Below are 17,719 nucleotides of genomic sequence, written 5' to 3'. Positions count from 1 at the left end.
CCTATGAATTTTTTTGAATACCAGGACAAGGCCCGCCGCAACTCCACTCTGCTGGTAGCCTTGTTTGCCGTCGCCGTTGTCGGGTTGATTGCCATCACCACCCTGTTTATCGCCCTGCTCACCCACTACTCCCGCGGGCAGGATTCCGCTTCTGTTTTGCAAATGATCGCTGGCCTCGGCTGGGATACGGTGGCGGGCATTGCGACAACCATCGCCGCGATCATTGCCATCGCAAGTATATTTCGCTTGCGCCAGTTGGCAGCCGGCGGCCACGCCGTCGCCGAGTCACTGGGGGGCAAAAAGATCAACATCGCTCCCCGCGGGCTGGCCGAGCAACGCGCCCTGAACGTAGTTGAAGAGATGGCCCTGGCCTCGGGCACACCGGTGCCCGACGTCTATATCATCGAAGACAACGCTATCAACGCCTTTGCTGCGGGCTACAAACCCTCCGACGCCGTGGTGGGGCTGACCCGAGGCTGTATCGAACAGCTCAACCGGGAAGAACTGCAGGGAGTTGTAGCACACGAGTTCAGCCATATTTTCAATGGCGACATGCGCCTCAACCTCCGTATTGTGGGGCTGCTACACGGCATCCTGATCATTAGCCTGCTCGGCGGCTGGCTGCTGCGTGGCAGCCACTGGGGCGGCCGCGACAACCGCGGCAGGATCGTGCTGTTTGCTATTGGCGCCGGCTTACTGGTGATCGGCTACACCGGCACCCTGTTCGGCAACCTGATCAAATCTGCGGTAGGGCGCCAGCGCGAATATCTGGCAGATGCATCCGCGGTTCAGTTCACCCGCAGCAACCATGGCATCGCGGGCGCGCTGAAGAAAATAGGCCAACACACACACGGCTCCAATCTACAGGCGGCGAATGCCAGCGAATTCAGCCATATGTATTTTGCCAGCAGCCTGAAGCACGCCCTGCTGGGCTTTTTCGCCACCCACCCGCCGCTGGCGGCGCGCATCACTCGCCTGGATCCAGCCTGGAAGGGCTTCGCTGCGCAAAAGACCGTGCCGCCGCAGAGCAGCACCGATATTCCCAGTACCGGCAGCGCGCTGAATTCGCGAACAGACGCCCGGGCATCCAGCTTGCATGATGCGGAAATCCACTCGGGCATCATTTCGAAAGATACCGGCAGTGACTATCAGGCGCGCCTGAATCGGGTACTGGAAGCCGTCGACAACAATATTGCCGCCCCCTCCGCCGACCAGGTCGCGCTCGGCCGCAGCCTGTTGCACCGGGTGCCCACAGACCTGCAGGCGGCCGCCCACGATCCATTTGCGGCCAGAGCACTGGTATATGGGCTGCTCATGGCGCCCGGGCAGCGGGAGCTACAACACGACATACTGACGCGGTCCGCGCACCCGGCTGTGCTGCGCGAGTTCGGTAAACTGCAACCGTCGATGGAGCAGCTGCCATTAGCCTGTCGCCTGCCCCTATTGGATTTGTGTATTCCCGCACTTAAAGCACTGGCGCCACAGCAGTACCAGATATTCAAACGCAATGTGATCAAGCTGTTGCGTGCCGACGGCAAGGTGGAAATCTGGGAATGGGCGCTGTACCGCGTACTGGTACACGGGCTGGAATCCACACCGGATAAACAGCGCAAAGTATCCAGTGGTACTGACAAGGCCACCGCCGACGCCCAGCACTTTCTACTGGCGACCATGGCGCATGCGGGCAATGCCGATTACCTGAAGGCAAAACGCGCGTTCGAGGCAGGTCTTCGGCATCTCGGGGTTACACCCCCGATACCACTACCTACCCGCACCGATATTACGCTACAGCGCCTGGACAAGGCGCTAGCAATCGCCGTGGATACCGCGCCACTGAAAAAACCGGGGTTTCTCAAGGCTCTGGCTATCACCCTCGCCCATGATGATGTGATCGAAGGGACTGAGGTCGAGCTGCTGCGCGCCATCGCCGATTGCCTGGACTGCCCAATGCCCCCCATTGCCCTGACAGCCACCATCAGCACGCCCTGCGACAATGGTCAGACGGCCACACTCTGAACAACCATTTACAGGCATCCAAAAACACGAAAGCCGGCTGTTCCGCCGGCTTTTTTATGGACACTCCATTTATGGGAACTCCAACCGGGGCTTCCCATCAGCACATATGCGCTACTGGTAGTGATGCTGGTACACAGGACCAACCCCCATCGTCCAGATGATTACTGAGCAGATCATCATGGTAACCATGCCCACCAGACCAATGGTGAGCACCGCACTCGCATATAAAAAAGCGCGCTCTTTGCTCATATTCATCAGAATCGGAATACCTTCATACAGCAGGTAGACAGAGTAGATAGCCGCCAGCCCCATTACGGTGACGACCAGCCACAAATGGGGATACAACAACACAATACCCGCCAGAAGTACCGGCGTAGTGACAAAAACTGCGAGGGCAGTGCCTTCGTAATGGCGGGTCGGCTCATCGTCCTCGACGCCATAAGCCTTGGCCATCCAATTGATAAACTCGCCAACCAGGTAAATACCCACCAGCAGCGAGATGTAGGTAATTACGGCGAGCGCACCGGCACTGGCCGGGGTCAACTTGGAAACGTGGCCGCCCAGCTCAAACCCGACCTGGGTAACACCGATGTACCCGGCAATAGTGGGAACCAGCGCCAGAATGGGCACATGGCTCAAAAAAACCTGGAGGAATGAGTGCTTGTCGGCGCGGATCGCCTGCCACTCTTTGTCCGGGTTGGTAAAAATGCCAATGGTATGACTGAGTAATTTCACTGGGGTCCTCCTGAGCACCGCTTGATTGCAGTATCGGAAGGGCGCCGGCAATTCACCAATCAATAACAGGAATAAGGCGTCAATTTTTACGCCAGCACTTTTGGCGCCAGAGGCAGGCAGGAAGACAGAAAAGAGCGGCGTTGCCGCTATTCGCCGAATTAACGGACTGAAGCGTTGAATAAGCCCCGGTGAAACCCGGGGCTTATACGCCACTGAACAGGATTACTTCACCACCCGCAAGGATGGCTTTTTGGACGGTTTTTTGAGTGTGGTCGGTGGTGTTGGCTCCGGCGGTTCCGGCGTTTCCTCCGGCTCGAATACCATGCCCTGCCCGTTTTCACGGGCATAGATCCCCACCACTGCACCCACGGGCACTTGAATGTCTGTGGGCACTCCGCCGAACCGCGCGTTAAAACGGATGGCGTAATTGTCCATGGTCAGCCCCATGACTGCCGTTTCCGAGACGTTCAGGACAATCTGCCCGTCTTCGTTCACGTGCTGCTGGGGAACCAGCACCCCATTCAAATGGGTATCCACCAGCAGGTATGGGGTGCACTTATTGTCAGTGATCCACTCGTAAAACGCCCGCAGCAGGTACGGACGGTTCGAGGTCATCGGCGGCTTATTCAATCAGCACCTCAGGAGCGCATTTCGCGTTCGAACTCGGTCAGGCTCTGCTGGAATGCTTCACGGGCAAACAGTCGATCCATGTAATCCAGCAGTGGCTTGACCTGCTTGGTCTTCGGCAGGGCGACTTCCAGATGATCCAGACGCCACAGCAGCGGTGCCATGCAGCAATCCACCAGGGAGAACTCTTCGTTGAAGAAGTACGGCAAGTCGGTAAACATCGGCGCGATACCTGCCAGGCTGTCGCGCAGCTCTTTGCGGGCAGCAGCAACATCCTTACCACCGGCGAGGATCTTCTCCACCAGAGGGCACCAGTCACGCTCAATACGGTGCATGATCTGGCGGCTCTGGGCGCGGGCGACTGGATACACCGGCAACAGCGGCGGATGCGGGAAACGCTCGTCCAGATACTCCATCATCACCTTGGTCTCGAACAGCACCAGGTCGCGATCCACCAGCGTGGGCAGGGAGTTGTAAGGATTGAGATCCGCCAGCTCGGACGGCTTGTCATCGGGATCGACATCGATGATGTCTACAGAAACACCTTTTTCTGCCAGGACGATACGTACCCTGTGGCTGAAATGACAACGACCATCGGAAAAGAAGGTCATGGAGGAGCGCTTGTTGGTCGGCACACCCATTATGGAACTACCTCAGTCTACTGGCCGGTGAATTCCGGCCCCTATTCAAAAAAGAAAGACGGTCAAAACGGAAAACGGGCGGTTGGGCCACAACCGGTATACCGGCGGCCCACCACCCGGGAAATCTGCCTGCCTGACACTCAGTGGTGTATGTCTTTCCAGTATTCGCGGTTCAGCAACCAGGCGAAAATAAAGAACACCAGAATGAACGCCAATACATAGAAACCGATGCGCTTGCGCGTCTCCGCCATAGGCTCGGCGATGTACTCCATGAAGTTCACCAGATCATACACTGCCTGATCGTACTGAACGTCATCCATGGAACCTTTTACCTTGCCCACTTCCAGGCTGCCGCAATCGGCATCCATGATGGGGTTGCCCATTTCATCGCGCACCACCTTGCCGTGGTCGCGCTTGGGGCCGGGGGCACATTCGGGCAGTCCCTGAAGCTCCATCAGCACATGGGGCATACCCACATTGGGGAACACCTTGTTGTTTACCCCGAGCGGACGGCTGTCGTCCTTGTAAAAGCTACGCAGGTAAGTGTACAGCCATTCCGGAGAGCGGGCTCGCGCAACCAGAGTCAGATCCGGCGGCGTGGCGCCAAACCAGGTCTTGGAATCCTCTGGCCGCATGGAGATCTCCATCAGATCACCAATCTTGCTGTCACCCAACACCAGATTCTGCTGCATCAACTCATTGGGGATGCCCAGATCAGTCGCCACCCGCTCCCAGCGGGAGAAGTTGGCACTGTGACACCCCATACAGTAGTTCACAAAGTACTTGGCGCCGCGCTGCAGAGACGGTTTGTCGTTGAGATCGATATTGATGTAATCGAGTTCAACAGAGCTTTCGGCACCCACTGCCTTGATCGGGATAAAGGTGAGCAGCAGGACAGCAATAATACCGCTTACCAGTACGATAAAGGACTTGCTACCAGACGGACTGGTTACTCGAGTGGGCTCGGGATGAACCACGTCGCGGTTGGTCAGCCAAGGCAGGATGGCAAAGAACACAGCGAAAACCATGGACATCGCGAACACAAACAGGCTCGCCTTGAAGTTCACCACCGCCATCCACAGGAACAGCACGCCGAAGATGCCGCTTACAATCCAGGACACCAGCGTCTTGCGGGTCGTCGGGTTGGTCCAGATCGGCATGGTAACGAAGAAGGCGAAGTAGAACAGAGTCGCCACCTGCGCCAGGAAGTTACGTCCCGGAGTCGGCGATTTCACACCCAAGTATCCGAGGATGATGAAGATCGCTGCGAACACCATCAGCAGGACCTTGGGCAGCACACCTTTGTAACGGATGGACTTCACCGGGCTCTTGTCGAGCCAGGGCAGCACAAACAGGATAGCAATCGCGGCCCCCATGGCCACCAGGCCGAGGAATTTCGCCGTCAGCGGACCGATATCGATCGTCACCGCGCGCAGTACCGCATAGAAAGGGGTGAAGTACCACACGGGCGCAATGTGCTCCGGTGTTTTCAGCGGGTTAGCTTCTTCGAAGTTGGCGTACTCTAGGAAGAATCCGCCCATTTCCGGGAAGAAAAACACCACTACACAGAAGGCAAACAGGAATACAGCCACACCCACCAGGTCGTGCACGGTGTAGTACGGATGGAAAGGTACGCCGTCCAGCGGCACGCCATTCGCGTCCTTGTTCTTCTTGATCTCAACACCGTCGGGGTTATTGGAGCCCACTTCGTGCAGCGCGAGAATGTGCAGCACGATCAGCAGCACCAACACCAGTGGCAGGGCGATAACGTGCAGGGAGAAGAACCGCGTGAGAGTAATACCGGAAATAAGGTAGTCACCGCGAATCCACTGCACCAGATCTTCACCAATGCCAGGGATGGCACCGAACAGGGATACGATCACCTGCGCTCCCCAGTAGGACATCTGGCCCCAGGGAAGAACGTAGCCCATGAAGGCTTCCGCCATCAAGACCAGGTAGATGCACATACCGAAGATCCACACCAGCTCCCGCGGCGGCTTGTACGAGCCATACATCAGGCCGCGGAACATATGCAGGTACACCACCACAAAGAACGCAGAGGCCCCGGTGGAGTGCAGATATCGGATGACCCACCCCATTTCCACATCGCGCATGATGTATTCCACAGAGGCGAAAGCGCCTTCCGCGGTGGGGGTATAGCTCATGACCAGCCAGATACCGGTCAGCAGCTGGTTCACCAGAACCAGCATGGAAAGCACACCGAAGAAATACCACAGGTTAAAGTTTTTGGGCGCGTAGTACTTGCCCATGTGGGTGTCCCACGCGCGGTAGATCGGCAGTCGCTGGTCGACCCAATCACCCAGTGCTGTTAGCCAGTTCATGCGCTCCCCTCCTGATCCACGCCAATTACGATTACATCATCACCCTCGTAGGAGTAAGGAGGCACTTCCAGATTCAGCGGCGCAGGCACGCCCAGATAGACGCGACCCGCCATATCGTATTTGGAACCGTGGCAGGCACAGAAGAAGCCGCCCATCCACTGGTCACCGCCAAGATCGGCAGTACCGACTTCTGGACGATACATGGGCGCGCAGCCCAGGTGAGTACACAGGCCGACCAGAACCAGGGTCTGGGCCTTGATCGCCCGGTTTTCCGGGTTGACGTAGGCTGGCTGCTTGGACTCTTCGGATTCAGGATCGCGCAGGAAAGGAGCCACTTTAGGAAGGTTATCCAGAGCCTCCTGAGTTCGGCGCACCACGTATACCGGCTTGCCGCGCCACTCAACGGTGACCATCTGCCCCGGCTCCAGCTTGCCGATATTGTATTTGACTGGCGCGCCGGCGGCCTTGGCCTTGGCACTCGGATTCCATGAAGCGACAAAAGGTACAGCGACTCCAACCGCACCTGCACCACCTACCACTGAGGTGGCCGCGGTCAGAAATCGACGACGCCCCACATTTACACCGTCATCACTCATGACGTAGTTCTCCCATCACAGCGCCCCGTCACCTACCGGAAGGTAAGCCCGAGACTGACTGGCCCAAACCCAAAATTCTGGGAAGTCTCTGTGATAAGTCTGTAATACCTGCATGTGCGGTGTTTCAGAATACGCGCAAATGGCAGCAACGGTGCCGCCCTAATGGTTCGAATTGACAGCTCGAGACCAGACAGAACAGAGCACCCGCAAAACGGCAAATGAATCACCGCTGCAAAATCAGAGACTTACTACAGAAACTCCCCTACAACTGGCCCGCTCGCCCGACCACAGAACAAAGTAGCCAAACCCCAAGTGCAAGCGGATAGAAATTCGCGCAATGTTAAAGAAAATGCCAAATTGATACAAGGCGAAACCGGCAGGGAACATCGGCAACCCTGCGCCGAACTGGCGGCATTTTATACAGTTCCGGGCAACCACTGCTCACACAGAAACCGCCGCAGGCAAAAAAAAGCCCGGCATATGCCGGGCCAAAAAATCCTGAAGCTCTCGCTTAACGCTTGGAGAACTGCGGCTTCTTACGCGCTTTGCGCAAGCCGACTTTCTTACGCTCGACGGCGCGAGCGTCACGAGTTACGTAACCAGCTGCACGCAGCGGCTGACGCAGAGACTCGTCGTATTGCATCAGGGCGCGGGTCAGGCCGTGACGGATAGCACCCGCCTGACCGAAGGAACCGCCGCCCTTCACAGTAACGTTGATGTCGAATTTCTCGACCATGTCGGTCAGCTCCAGCGGCTGGCGCACGATCATGCGAGCCACTTCGCGGCCGAAATATTCGTCCAGAGTGCGACCGTTTACGCTGATTTTACCTTCACCCTGCGCGATGAAAACGCGAGCGGTGGAGGTTTTGCGACGGCCGGTACCGTAGTATTGAGTAGTTGCCATGAGAATGTTCCGTTTAGATCGACAGTTCAATCGGCTGCTGGGCCGTGTGAGGATGCTCGCTACCCTTGTACACCTTCAATTTCTTGAACATGGCGCGGCCCAGAGGACCTTTAGGGAGCATGCCTTTTACCGCACTTTGGATAGTGCGCTCAGGCGCCTTGTCGATCAGCTTCTCAAAGCTGATGGATTTAAGACCACCAGGGTAGCCGGAGTGGCTGTGGTAAATCTTGTCTTTGGCCTTGTTGCCGGTCACGCGAACCTTCTCGGCATTGATCACAACGATGTAATCACCGGTGTCCACGTGGGGCGTGTATTCAGGCTTGTGCTTGCCGCGCAGGCGGTGAGCGATCTCGGCGGAAATACGGCCGAGAGTCTTATCCGCAGCGTCAACAATGTACCAGTCGCGAGTTACCGCTTCTGGCTTGGCACTGTAAGTCTTCATGTTATAAAACACCTGTATATGGCCCCGGGAATGGAGCCGTCCCACGAAAAGAGCGCGAATACTACATAAGCACCAAGGGCTTTTCAAGCTCAAAATTGGCCGATATGTGACCAGCCAGAGCCCGCACTCTCACCATCTATTCCGGACGGTGCGGCCGCGCCAGATACTCCCGCGACTGCATTTCCTGCAGCCGGCTCATGGTCCGGTCGAACTCGAAGCGCAACTGGCCGCCGATGTACAGGGACTCAATCGGCTCCGCCGCTGACACCACCAGCTTGACGCAGCGGTCATAGAACTCGTCCACCAAATTAATGAAGCGCCGCGCCTGACTCTCCATGCGACCGTCCATTTGCGGCACATTGGCGAGCAATACCGTGTGAAACTCTCGTGCGAGCTCGATATAGTCGTTCTGGGAGCGGGGGCCATCGCACAACTCGGCAAATTCGAACCAGGCCACATCGTCCGCCACCCTTCTGGCGACAATCGGGCGCCCTTCGATATCCAGAGAGACCGATTCACGCACCTCGCAGCCCTCCACCATCAGGCTGGCGAACGAGCGGTCGAGGCTCTCGTCGGCCTCTTCGTCCAGCGGAGTGTGGTACAGCTCGGCCATTTCCAGCGCCCGCAGCCGGTAGTCCACACCGTTATCCACGTTGACCACGCTGGTGTGCTCAAGCAGCAGGTCGATGGCGGGAAGAAAGCGGGCCCGCTGAAGCCCATCCTTATATAGTCCTTCCGGGATGATGTTTGAGGTCGCCACCAGAGTAACCCCACGCTCGAACAGCGCCTCCAGCAGATTCGCCAGAATCATGGCATCCGTGATATCAGAAACAAAAAACTCGTCGAAACACAGCACCCGCGCCCGGCTCGCAATCCCGTCCGCCACCTTCTCCAGGGGGTTCTTTTCTCCAGACAGCGCTTTCAGCTGCCGGTGCACATCGCGCATAAAGCGGTGAAAGTGGGTGCGCTGCTTCTCCTCAAACGGCAGCGACTCAAAAAAGGCATCCATCAGATACGTTTTACCCCGGCCGACGCCACCCCAGAAGTAGAGGCCCTTCTCCGGGACATTTTCCCGCTGCCACAGACGCTTCAGGCGGCCGACCACGCCTCCGCCACCGCAATGCTTCGCCAGCAGGCGTTCATATAAATCCTGCAACGCCTCCACCGCGGCCCTCTGCGCGGGATCCTCGACAAATTCCGGGCGCTGGAGGTCGCGTTCATACCGCTCCATGGGCGTAAGGCGCAAGGGTTCGGACGGGAACTGTTCCGTGAACATCTATTCAAAACCGCTCAGTAGCAATCGATAACATCGATCGATAAAAACATGCGACAACAGGCATCATTGCCGGGAAAGTGGTGGGTAGCAGGCAGCTCCGCACCAGCGAGAAAGGCCGAGTATCGGCCAGGTGGCGGGCACTTTACCAAATTCGTCACGACTTGGCACAAACCACAGCAGGGCGCGGCCGGTGGAATTGCGTATAATAAGGTCACCGTCACGGATGGCTGGTGCCACTATTTATCTTGAGGAGGATGTAACGTGCACTCAACTTCGATTCTAATTCTGGTCGGCGTCATCGGCCTGTCCCTGGGAGCCCTGCTGGCCTTCCTCGCTACCCGCAGCCGACAGAACATCGACCGCACCCAGGAGCTGGAACTGCGCCTAAAGGAAGCGAACACCAAACTGGAAGACTTCCAGCTACAGGTGAACGAACATTTTGACCAGACATCCCAACTGGTTCACAACCTCACCCAGAGCTACCGGGATGTGCACGAATATCTGGCCAACAGCGCCATGCGCCTGTCCAGTCAGGATATCGGCCGCCAGATGCTGGAAGCCGGCAGCGGCCAGCTGAGTGACAACGACGAAAACCTGAGTGTATTGCCCCCGCGAGACTGGGCGCCGAAAGAACCGGGCTCCAAGGGCACCCTGTCCGAAGAATTCGGCCTGGAGAAAGAGGCCCAGGCACCCTCCCCGGCAACTGCTCCCAACCCGGAAGAAGTGGTCAACCGCTAACTCCCCAGAATCCAAGACACAAAAAAGGCGGGAAGATCCCGCCTTTTTTGTGTCTGCCAGAACCTCTCAGGCTCTGGCACCCCAGAGGCTTTATGCCTCAGAGGCTCTGATAATAGTCCATCAGAATCTGCGCCACTTCCGGGCGGGAGAACTCTGGAGGCGGCGCAATACCGTTGCCCAGCATCTCGCGCACCTTGGTACCAGACAGCAGGATAAAGTCCTCTTTGGTGTGATCCGGCACATCACGCATCATCACCACTTTGTTCAGTTTCTTTGAATAAGCGGTGTGGTCTGCACGAAAGATCTCGATCTCCAACGCACCTTCCGGCACCTTCTCATCGAAGATGGTCTGCGCATCAAATGCACCGTAGTAGTCGCCAACACCGGCGTGATCACGACCGACAATCAGGTGGCTACAACCGCAGTTCTGGCGGAATACCGCGTGCAGCACCGCTTCGCGCGGACCTGCATACAGCATATCGAAGCCGTACCCGGTCACCATCACGGTATTTTTAGGGAAGTAATCCTCCACCATTTTACGGATGGATGCATCGCGCACGTGGGCGGGAATATCGCCCGGCTTCAGCTTGCCCAGCAGCATGTGGATCAAGACTCCATCGGCATCCACACCTTCCAATGCCATTTTGCACAGTTCTTCGTGAGCACGGTGCATGGGGTTGCGGGTCTGGAAGGCCACTACCTTGCTCCAGCCGTGCTCGACAAACTCGTTTCGAATTTCCACTGCGGTACGGAAGGTATCCGGGAAGTCCGCCTGGAAGTAGCTGAAGTTCAACACCTCGATGGAGCCAGAAATCAGCTGACGGCCCGCGCTCTTGAACGTAGCCACACCCGGGTGCTTGTCATCCAGGGTACCGAACACATGCTCGGCGATGGTGTTGATCTGCTCATCGGATACAGTTTCGATGGCTTCTACATCCATGATCGCCAGAACTGGATTGCCCTCAACGTTGGGGTCACGCAGCGCAATGCGCTTGGCACCTGCAATCGGGGAAGTATCCTCTACCATGTTCACTACCGGCACCGGCCAGAACAGACCATCCGCGGTACGCAGGGATTCAGCAACACTCAGGGTGTCTGCCAGGTTCATATAGCCGTGCAGCGGGTTGAAGTAACCGGCTCCCAGCATGACCGCATTGGCAGCGGCGGCGGAGCTGACCACGATAGATGGCAGGGACTCCGCCTCGTGCATCAACTGATGATGGCGCTCACTGTCGTAAACGAATCGGGGCTGCAGCTCGACACTGCCGTGTGGACGAACCAGGGACATTAGACACTCCTGAGATTGGTGAGGACTTCAAAGTAAAATTTTGAGCGCCACATTATACGGATTCCGGCACCGGCACCAAGCGGGACCGCTCATAAGGCTTAGATCGCTTGGTGAGGACACAAGAACTCAAAGACGTATAATGGCTTCAAATCAAGGAGCTCTCGGTGTCATTACAACGTTTTCTGCAAGACTGGGCCATCCCGGCTCTTATCGGCCTCGCCGTCGCTGCGGCACTGCTACTGCTGTTCCCCCACATGCGAGGGCAGAATGATAAGGCACCGTCGCCAGCGAGCTTCCAGGGTCCAGTGTCCTATGCCAGCGCGGTAAACCTTGCCGGCCCGGCCGTGGTCAACATCTTTACCCGCAAGATGGTCTCCACTCGCAGACACCCGCTATACAACCACCCCCTGTACCGCCGCCTGCTGGACAATATGAACCTGCCTCAGCAGGAACGCATGCAGTCAAATCTGGGATCCGGCGTCATTGTGGATCCGAGCGGGTACATCCTCACCAACTACCACGTCATCTCCGAAGCCGAAGAGATCGCCGTTGTCCTGTCCGACGGGCGCGAGGCGCAGGCGCAGATGGTGGGCTCCGATGCGGACTTTGATCTGGCGGTACTGAAAGTAGACCTCCCGTCCCTCACAACTATTGAGGTGGGCGATCCGGACAAGGCCCAAGTGGGCGATGTGGTGCTGGCCATCGGCAACCCGTTCGGCGTTGGCCAGACAGTAACCCAGGGCATCATCAGTGCGACCGGGCGCGATCTGGCCAATACCGGCACCGGCAGCTATCTGCAGAACTTCCTGCAGACCGATGCGGCGGTCAATCCGGGCAATTCCGGCGGAGCGCTGGTAGACGCACACGGCAAGCTGCTCGGTATCAACACCTCGATACTGAACCAGAGCGGCTCCAGCGGCGGGATCAGTTTTGCCATCCCGGCCAATATCGCACTCAAAATCATGCAGGACATTCTTGAATTCGGGCGGGTTGTGCCCGGCTGGCTGGGTATCGAAGCGCAGAACCTTAACCCGCTGCTGGCCCGCTCATTCAACCTGGCATCCACCAACGGGGTCATTGTCACTGCTATTTACAATCAGGGGCCGGCCCATCAGGCGGGATTGAAACCGGGCGATGTGATCACCCACATCAACACCGACCCGATCAACGACGGCAAACACGGCAATGCCGCCATGGCGATGCTGCGCCCTGGAGAAGTGGTGACAATCACCTATGTTCGCAACGGCGAAACCCTGACCACACAGGCGACAGTTTCGGAAAAACCACAGCCGGAAAACGAAGGCTGACGGGGCAAGCCTCCGCCAAAACCCAGGGCTATTCGGAGTTTTTCACTCGATGCTTTTCACCCGGTACTTTTCACCCGGTACTTTTCACCCGGTACTCCGCAGAGCGGGCGTGGGCGTCCAGCCCTTCTCCCTGCGCCAGCGTCGAGGCCACCCGGCCAAGCTGATCGGCCCCCTGCTCAGAGCAGTAGATGATCGAACTGCGCTTCTGGAAATCGTAAACCCCCAGCGGCGATGAAAAACGTGCGGTACCACTGGTGGGCAGCACATGATTGGGGCCGGCACAGTAATCACCCAGTGCTTCGGCGGTATAGCGCCCGAGGAAAATGGCTCCGGCGTGGCGGATTCGGGGCAAATATTGCTCCGGCTGATCCACGGAGACCTCAAGGTGCTCCGGTGCGATGCGATTGGATACGTCGATCGCCTGCTGGATATCACGCACCAGAATCAACGCACCGCGATCGGCGATAGAACGGCTGGCGATCGACGCCCGCGGAAGTTCTTTAAGCAATTTTTCGAGAGACGCCTCCACTGCATCCAGAAATTCCGCATCGGGGCACAACAGGATCGACTGCGCCTGCTCATCGTGCTCCGCCTGCGACAGCAAGTCCATGGCGATCCAGTCGGGATCCGTTTTGCCATCGCAGATCACCAGAATTTCCGACGGACCGGCAATCATGTCGATGGCCACCTGGCCGAATACCGCGCGCTTGGCGGAGGCTACAAAAATATTACCCGGGCCAACAATTTTGTCGACGCGGGCAATGGAATCCGTCCCATAGGCGAGCGCAGCCACCGCCTGGGCGCCGCCGATAGTGAACACTTTATCGACGCCAGCAATCGCCGCCGCGGCGAGCACCAGGTCATTGAGCTGGCCATCCGGCGCCGGCACCACCATCTGGATTTCATCCACCCCCGCCACTTTCGCGGGAATTGCGTTCATCAGAACCGACGATGGATAGCTGGCCTTCCCTCCCGGCACATAGATACCAACACGCTCCATCGGGGTGATCTGCTGACCGAGAATGGTGCCGTCCGCCTCCTGATACTGCCAGGAAGACTGGAGCTGGTGGTCGTGATACGCCCGCACCCGGTCAGCGGCCGCCTGAAGCGCATCGCGACTGTTCGCGGGAATCCGATCCAGCGCAGCCTGCAACGCATCGGCAGCGAGGCAGAACTCAGCAGCACTTTCGAGATTGCGACGATCAAAGCGATTGGTGAACTCGATGACAGCAGCATCGCCCCGACTTCTTACCTGCTGAAGTATATCGGCGACGGCCCCTTCCACTTTCTGGTCGGCCACCGACTCCCAAGCCAACAGGCGATCCAGGTCAGCAGAAAACTCTGGGCTCCCGGCGTCCAGCCGGCGAATGGAAAACTCACTCATAATCTTTGATCAATGGGTATTCGTAATGACTAGGTAAGCGCAGGAGAACAGGTGGGTCAGCCTACATTCTTCGCACTTACCGCCTGCGCCAGCTGCTCGATCAGTGCATTGATCGCGCTGTACTTCATTTTCATGGAAGCCTTGTTGACGATCAGGCGGCTGCTGATATCGGCGATCTGATCCCGCGCCTCCAGGCCGTTGGCCTTGAGGGTATTACCGGTATCCACGATATCCACAATCTCATCAGCCAGGTCCATCAAGGGGGCCAGCTCCATGGCGCCGTAGAGCTTGATGATATCGGTCTGGCGACCCTGGGCCGCGTAATAGCGCTTCGCCGACTGCACAAATTTGGTGGCAACCTTGATCCGACCACTGGGAAGCGGAGCACCTTTGATACCTGCGGTCATCAGCCGACAACGGGCGATACCCAGATCCAGAGGCTCGTAGATGTTGCTGTCGTCGTGCTCGAGCAGATTATCCTTACCGGCAACCCCCATATCCGCAGCGCCGTGCTGTACATAGGTAGGCACATCGGAACCCCGCAAAATCAGCAGGCGGACATTTTCCTGATTGGTGGGGAATATCAGCTTGCGGCTCTTGGCGATATCTTCCAGCGGCTCGAGGCCGGCGGCAGCCAGCAGCGGCAGCGTTTCCTTGAGAATACGCCCCTTGGTCAGGGCAATAGTGATCTGCATAACAATTATGATTATCTGAAAAGCCCGGCAAACGCCGGGCCTGAAGATGGAGGTTGCTTTCCTTGATACCCCGAAGCTTATCGGCTCACGGAATATGACGCCAATACAAAACTAGAATAAATCTAGATGGGAAACATCTAGGGAGCCTCGGGACAAGCCCGCGATACCGCAGGCTGGTGCAGGGTCAGCCGGGAACCCGGCGAATATTCGCACCCAACTGTTGCAGTTTTTCCTCGATACACTCGTAGCCACGGTCGATATGGTAAATGCGATCGACGATGGTGGTGCCCTCGGCGATCATACCGGCAATCACCAGGCTCGCGGACGCGCGCAGGTCAGAGGCCATGACCGGTGCACCGGTAAGTTTTTCCACCCCGGTCACGATCGCGGTATTGCCTTCCAGAACGATATTGGCACCCATCCGGTTCAGCTCGTGCACCTGGATCAGGCGGTTCTCAAAAATCGTTTCGACCACGGTCCCCTTCCCTTCCGCCACAGCGTTCATGGCAGTGAACTGGGACTGCATATCGGTAGGGAAAGCTGGGTAAGGTGCCGTGCGAAAACTCACCGCCTTGGGCCGGTTGCCCTTCATATCCAGCTCGATCCAGTTGTCACCGATACTGATATGCGCACCCGCTTCTTCGAACTTGGCCAGTACCGCATCGAGAATATCGGCGCGGGTGTGAGTCAGACGGACCTTGCCGCGAGCGGCAGCGGCAGCGGCCAGAAAGGTCCCGGTCTCGATCCGGTCCGGCATAACGGTATAGGAACAGGGGTTAAGCCGCGCCACCCCGTGCACACGAATGGTGTCGGTACCGGCGCCCTCGATCTGGGCACCCATCGCGATCAAAAACTCCGCCAGATCGACGATTTCCGGCTCGCGCGCAGCGTTGTGCAGCACCGAAGTACCCTCTGCCAGCGCAGCGGCCATCAGCAGATTCTCAGTGCCGCCCACCGTGACTTTTTCCATCACGATGTTGGCGCCCTTCAGGCGACCATTACTACGTGCACGGATAAAGCCTTCATCGATGGTGATTTCCGCCCCCATGGCCTCCAACCCTTTGAGGTGGATATCCACCGGGCGGCTGCCGATGGCGCAACCACCGGGAAAGGAAACATTGGCCACTCCGTGGCGGGCCAGCAACGGCCCCAACACCAGAATGGACGCGCGCATGGTTTTCACCAGCTCGTAGGGTGCGGTCAGTTCATTGACCGAGCGCGGATCAATTTCCACACCCAGTTTTTCGTCGATGGTGACGTCGGTCCCCATGCACCGCAACAGGGTGATCATGGTGGTGATATCGTTGAGGTGCGGAAGATTGTGAATCTGCACCGGCCCATCCGCCAACAGCGTTGCCGCCAAGATGGGCAACGCGGAATTCTTGGCCCCGGAAATCTTCAAGGTTCCGGAGATGGGGCTGCCCCCTTCGATAATCAGTTTATCCATTCGGTCTGGTTTCCAATCACGGAGCAGTAAACGTGTGTATTACTGGCTGGCCTCTTCGGGTGTCAGGGTTTTCATCTGCACCGCGTGCAGGGTGCCATCGGCAATCTTGTCAGACAGCGCGCCATACACAAGCTGCTGTTTTTTCAGCGTGCTGAGGCCGCTGAATGCGTCGCTGACAACGGTGAGTTTCAGGTGACTTCCTTCAAACGCCACTTCGACCTGGCTGCCGGGGATTTGCCCTTCTATCAGGGTTTTGATCTGATCTGGTTGCATAGGTGGGATTTACAGTTGTGTTAAAAGCGCGCAGTGTACTGGAATACAGAAGCTGGCGCAGCCGCTGCGCGGCCGTGCCAAATTCCTGCATAAGCTGAATCAGCCGACTTTGTCGGCCGCAGACCAGCTGGCAATCACTTTATCTATGTCACCGCCATTAGCCTGCATCGCCTGAGAAAACTGTCCGCGGAATGTCTTGCCCAGGTTGACGCCATTCAGAATCACATTGATCAGCTTCCACTGACCACTGCGATTGCGCACCAGGGTGTATGAAACTTTGGTCACCCCCTCTTTACTGCGAACTTCCTGCAGAACATTGACGCGATTGCCGCTGGGTGCAGAACCGGGGTTCACCACCTTCACATCCATGTTGCCGAATGTAGCCACACCGCGGGCAAAGGTTGCTACCAGGTCGCGACGGAAGGTGCTGGCAAACTTGGCGCGCTGCGCTGCGGTGGCGCTTTTGGCGTGACTGCCCATGACGCCGCGAGCAATAAAGTCGAAGTCCACAACCGGCGCCAACACGCGATCGATCGCCGAATAATAGCGCTGAGGATTTGAATTTACGTGCTGCCCCTCACTGCGAATAACACCGAGCAGGTCACTTGAAACACCCTCGATCAAGGTATATGGATTTTGTGCTGCCACCGCAAAAGGTGACAGGCAGCACAGTACAAAAACGGAAACCAAAACCCGGGCCTTGCTGGCGATCCGGTTGCTGGCGGTACGGGTCAGGATGGTGAGTGGGCTCACAGAATTTCTCCCATTGGCAATTCGTCCCTTGGATACACACAACACCAAAAAGTGTCGTGGCGATCCCGAAAATTTTCGCTGGAGGACTGCGGGCCTTAACCCTCAGCCTGTCTCGGTAGCTGACAATAGCGGCGGCAAACTATACCATGGCCGCGCTTTGGACAAGCGGCACTGGATCACTTTCGCTGTGCCCTGATCGTACGGGTTTTGGGTGTACGGGTTTCGCGCCATCAACAGGCGCCCCCACCCACAGCG

At 57.5% G+C, this 17,719-nt stretch carries 17 protein-coding genes; 3 read left to right on the top strand and 14 right to left on the bottom strand.

Features of this window, described 5'->3' with window-relative positions:
- Positions 1–3 precede the first annotated feature (3 nt).
- Positions 4–2,016, top strand: a complete 2,013-nt coding sequence (locus Q1A74_RS00265; protein ID WP_299591266.1) for a M48 family metallopeptidase — start codon at positions 4–6, stop codon at positions 2,014–2,016.
- Between the two features lie 111 nt (positions 2,017–2,127).
- Here the strand turns inward: Q1A74_RS00265 and Q1A74_RS00260 are convergent, their stop codons facing one another.
- The 8 genes from Q1A74_RS00260 to zapE all read right to left on the bottom strand — a co-directional run bounded on the left by Q1A74_RS00260 (position 2,128) and on the right by zapE (position 9,579).
- Complete coding sequence (locus Q1A74_RS00260) at positions 2,128–2,751, bottom strand: Yip1 family protein (RefSeq protein WP_299591264.1); 624 nt, start codon at positions 2,749–2,751, stop codon at positions 2,128–2,130.
- Positions 2,752–2,973: 222 nt separating this feature from the next.
- The gene (locus Q1A74_RS00255; RefSeq protein WP_066966442.1) at positions 2,974–3,366 is read right to left on the bottom strand and encodes a ClpXP protease specificity-enhancing factor; all 393 of its coding nucleotides are present in this window, start codon (positions 3,364–3,366) and stop codon (positions 2,974–2,976) included.
- A 23-nt stretch (positions 3,367–3,389) separates the two neighbouring features.
- The gene (locus tag Q1A74_RS00250) at positions 3,390–4,019 is read right to left on the bottom strand and encodes a glutathione S-transferase N-terminal domain-containing protein (RefSeq protein ID WP_299591258.1); all 630 of its coding nucleotides are present in this window, start codon (positions 4,017–4,019) and stop codon (positions 3,390–3,392) included.
- 140 nt (positions 4,020–4,159) lie between these two features.
- Positions 4,160–6,361: a ubiquinol-cytochrome c reductase gene (locus Q1A74_RS00245; RefSeq protein ID WP_299591256.1), complete on the bottom strand. Its 2,202-nt coding sequence runs from the start codon at positions 6,359–6,361 to the stop codon at positions 4,160–4,162.
- Positions 6,358–6,957 (bottom strand): ubiquinol-cytochrome c reductase iron-sulfur subunit, encoded by a 600-nt coding sequence (gene petA / locus Q1A74_RS00240; RefSeq protein ID WP_299591254.1) that lies wholly within the window; start codon positions 6,955–6,957, stop codon positions 6,358–6,360. Before petA ends, Q1A74_RS00245 begins: the two co-directional genes overlap by 4 nt.
- Before the next feature lie 511 nt (positions 6,958–7,468).
- Positions 7,469–7,861 carry a 30S ribosomal protein S9 gene (gene rpsI, locus Q1A74_RS00235; RefSeq protein ID WP_299591252.1) on the bottom strand — a complete coding sequence of 131 codons (393 nt, stop codon included), beginning with the start codon at positions 7,859–7,861 and terminating at the stop codon, positions 7,469–7,471.
- Between the two features lie 13 nt (positions 7,862–7,874).
- Entirely contained in the window at positions 7,875–8,303 is a 429-nt protein-coding gene (rplM, locus tag Q1A74_RS00230) for a 50S ribosomal protein L13 (protein WP_161859166.1), read from the bottom strand.
- A 136-nt stretch (positions 8,304–8,439) separates the two neighbouring features.
- A complete protein-coding gene (gene zapE / locus Q1A74_RS00225) occupies positions 8,440–9,579 on the bottom strand; it encodes a cell division protein ZapE (protein WP_299591245.1) in 1,140 nt (379 codons plus the stop codon).
- A gap of 261 nt (positions 9,580–9,840) precedes the next feature.
- Between zapE and Q1A74_RS00220 the strand changes: the two genes are divergently transcribed.
- Positions 9,841–10,317 (top strand): DUF1043 family protein, encoded by a 477-nt coding sequence (locus Q1A74_RS00220; protein WP_299591243.1) that lies wholly within the window; start codon positions 9,841–9,843, stop codon positions 10,315–10,317.
- Positions 10,318–10,414: 97 nt separating this feature from the next.
- Here the strand turns inward: Q1A74_RS00220 and sat are convergent, their stop codons facing one another.
- Entirely contained in the window at positions 10,415–11,605 is a 1,191-nt protein-coding gene (gene sat, locus Q1A74_RS00215; RefSeq protein ID WP_299591241.1) for a sulfate adenylyltransferase, read from the bottom strand.
- A gap of 164 nt (positions 11,606–11,769) precedes the next feature.
- On the opposite strand from sat, the gene Q1A74_RS00210 reads away from it, so the two are divergent.
- On the top strand, positions 11,770–12,912 hold the full coding sequence (locus Q1A74_RS00210; protein WP_299591239.1) for a trypsin-like peptidase domain-containing protein: 1,143 nt from the start codon (positions 11,770–11,772) through the stop codon (positions 12,910–12,912).
- Positions 12,913–12,982: 70 nt separating this feature from the next.
- On the opposite strand, the gene hisD is transcribed toward Q1A74_RS00210, so the two are convergent.
- The 5 genes from hisD to Q1A74_RS00185 form a co-directional block, all read right to left on the bottom strand.
- Positions 12,983–14,296 carry a histidinol dehydrogenase gene (hisD, locus tag Q1A74_RS00205; protein ID WP_299591237.1) on the bottom strand — a complete coding sequence of 438 codons (1,314 nt, stop codon included), beginning with the start codon at positions 14,294–14,296 and terminating at the stop codon, positions 12,983–12,985.
- A 56-nt stretch (positions 14,297–14,352) separates the two neighbouring features.
- Positions 14,353–14,991 (bottom strand): ATP phosphoribosyltransferase, encoded by a 639-nt coding sequence (gene hisG / locus Q1A74_RS00200; RefSeq protein WP_299591235.1) that lies wholly within the window; start codon positions 14,989–14,991, stop codon positions 14,353–14,355.
- A 184-nt stretch (positions 14,992–15,175) separates the two neighbouring features.
- Complete coding sequence (murA, locus tag Q1A74_RS00195; protein WP_299591233.1) at positions 15,176–16,438, bottom strand: UDP-N-acetylglucosamine 1-carboxyvinyltransferase; 1,263 nt, start codon at positions 16,436–16,438, stop codon at positions 15,176–15,178.
- A 39-nt stretch (positions 16,439–16,477) separates the two neighbouring features.
- Positions 16,478–16,711 (bottom strand): BolA/IbaG family iron-sulfur metabolism protein, encoded by a 234-nt coding sequence (locus tag Q1A74_RS00190; RefSeq protein ID WP_299591231.1) that lies wholly within the window; start codon positions 16,709–16,711, stop codon positions 16,478–16,480.
- A 99-nt stretch (positions 16,712–16,810) separates the two neighbouring features.
- Entirely contained in the window at positions 16,811–17,464 is a 654-nt protein-coding gene (locus tag Q1A74_RS00185) for a phospholipid-binding protein MlaC (RefSeq protein ID WP_299591229.1), read from the bottom strand.
- Positions 17,465–17,719: the final 255 nt, after the last annotated feature.

Origin of the sequence: uncultured Microbulbifer sp. (genome assembly GCF_947504145.1) — a bacterium.
GTDB lineage: Bacteria > Pseudomonadota > Gammaproteobacteria > Pseudomonadales > Cellvibrionaceae > Microbulbifer.
The sequence above is the reverse complement of the archived record's forward strand: the minus strand, read 5'-3'. Positions and strand labels throughout refer to the sequence as shown.